General features: G+C 59.7%; 1 protein-coding gene. It reads right to left on the reverse strand.

Annotated elements, in window-relative coordinates; translation table 11 throughout:
• Positions 1-160: 160 nt before the first annotated feature.
• Positions 161-1,381, reverse strand: a complete 1,221-nt coding sequence (locus tag G6N73_RS35605) for an IS701 family transposase (protein ID WP_165034531.1) — start codon at positions 1,379-1,381, stop codon at positions 161-163.
• Positions 1,382-1,429: the final 48 nt, after the last annotated feature.

Genomic DNA, 1,429 nt, shown 5'->3' on the forward strand with positions numbered 1-1,429 from the left:
GCCTAGCATTACAGTTGCATTTTTGATTTGAAGTGTGCTTGTTGGGCTGCGGCCTGATGTGCTCGTCGCCAAAGTGACCATGCGATAATATGAGCGGGATGAACGTGTTGTCGTGCGAGACGGGTGGCGATGCGGCGGATTTCCTGAACCGACCAGCGGATCAGTTTTCGGTCTTGCGCCCTGAGCGCCGCATCGTTTTTGGGGGCGGCATGGCGTTGGCGCGATGGCGTATGACGGTCATCATAGCGAAGGCGAGCATGACCAACGAGACATGACGATGCCAGCCATGCCATGATCGGGTCTCATTGTGGTCGAGGCCGAGTTCGTTCTTGGCGGTCTCAAAACTGTCTTCGATCGCCCAGCGATGCCCCTCCACCGTCACCAGTTTTTCCATGGACGTGCCAATCGGACACCATGTCGAGAAGAAGGCCAGATCGCCGTCGGCAACGTTGCGGCGGATCAACAGCCCGCGTGTCCAGATGCCGGGGAATGTCGCATCAAAATCATTGGCGTCGAGATCGGCCAGTTCGAGATAAACCCAATCATGCAGCCGTGCGCCTTTGGTTCCATCGCCTGCCGACAGGCGTCGCCAGGCATCCTCAGGCAGGGCTTCAGCGATGTCCTTCGCCGTCCCGGCAACGGCCAGCGGTTTGTTCCATGAGCGAAAGGGGTGATTGGCGTTCACGCCCAGCACGTAGCCCTTGGCGGCTCGTTTGAGCGCCATTTCAATGTCGCCTACACCGTAGACGCTGTCGGCAGCCACCCAGGAAAATGGCACGGCGGCGGCAATCGCCCGCTCGATCATGGCGAGCGCCAGCGCCGGCTTGGTGGCAAAGGGGACGTTTTCCGGCACATGGGCCCTGGCCATACGGTCCGGATCATCAGTCCAGGCTTTCGGCAGATAGAGGGCCCGGTCGATGAACGCGTGGCCGTGTCGTGACACATAGGAGGCGAATACGCCAATCTGGCAGTTGGTGATCTTACCCGCCGATCCAGTATATTGACGCGCCACGCCGCACGAGGTCTTGCCCTGCTTCAGGAAGCCGGTCTCATCAACCACCAGAACCGCATCAGCATCCGCCAATGTCTCAAGCGCATAGCCGCGCACGATATCGCGCAAGGCATCCGCATCCCAGTGTCCCCGGCCCAGAATGGCCTGTTGCCGCCATGGACCGGGATCGCCAGCCGCTTCCGCACGCATCCACCCCGTCTTGCGCCGCTCTTCGCCGAGTAATCCGTCCAGAAACTGTCCCGCTGAAATTGCCACGCGCTCCTGGCGGAACAAAGGCCGCATCCGCGCCTTCACATCCCGTAACGAGGATGCCCAAAGTTCAAGCGTCGCCTCGATCGATGCACCTGTCATCCATGACCTCCGAATCATGGAAACCCATGGATTCAGACGGCGAAAGAAATTGCAACTGTAATGCTA

It is taken from the genome of Allomesorhizobium camelthorni, assembly GCF_011045125.1.
Lineage (GTDB): Bacteria > Pseudomonadota > Alphaproteobacteria > Rhizobiales > Rhizobiaceae > Allomesorhizobium > Allomesorhizobium camelthorni.

Bases quoted from the DNA above. Each gene is read 5' to 3' on its own strand.
- G6N73_RS35605 (WP_165034531.1), bottom strand. From the start codon at position 1,381: ATGATTCGGAGGTCATGGATGACAGGTGCATCGATCGAGGCGACGCTT.